Origin of the sequence: Achromobacter sp. SIMBA_011, from assembly GCF_046535435.1 — a bacterium.
In the GTDB taxonomy this organism is placed as follows: Bacteria; Pseudomonadota; Gammaproteobacteria; order Burkholderiales; family Burkholderiaceae_B; genus Achromobacter; species Achromobacter dolens.
In genome coordinates this window covers 1-272 of sequence record NZ_JAWRWN010000470.1, presented here as the reverse complement: position 1 = coordinate 272, position 272 = coordinate 1, and the positions used below count along the sequence as shown (strand labels likewise).

The window sequence follows — 272 nt, the reverse complement described above, 5'->3', positions numbered from 1 at the left end:
ACCTCACCGCGCCAATTGCACATGATCTGTCAGCTTGGCGAACATCGTGCCGGATATCGCACGCCAGCGCAGCAGTTCCGCCCGCTCACCAATATGCATCGTTTGCGCCGCCTTTCTGACCGACAGACGTTGGCTACGCAACTCGTCCGCGACGCGATCCGCAAGGTCGGGAAAATCCAACTATTGGCCCGGTGCTTCAACGGCGTTGCGCAATTGTGAGTCCCGATAAATGGTGAATTTATCTGGAGAACCAAAGTAGCCGTTGCGCACAA

Annotated in this window: 1 pseudogene; it reads right to left on the bottom strand. The window is 56.2% G+C overall.

Going from position 1 to position 272, the window contains the following annotated elements:
* Positions 1 to 3: 3 nt before the first annotated feature.
* Positions 4 to 272: pseudogene (locus SB816_RS31755) on the bottom strand (protein mobD); the annotation flags it as partial.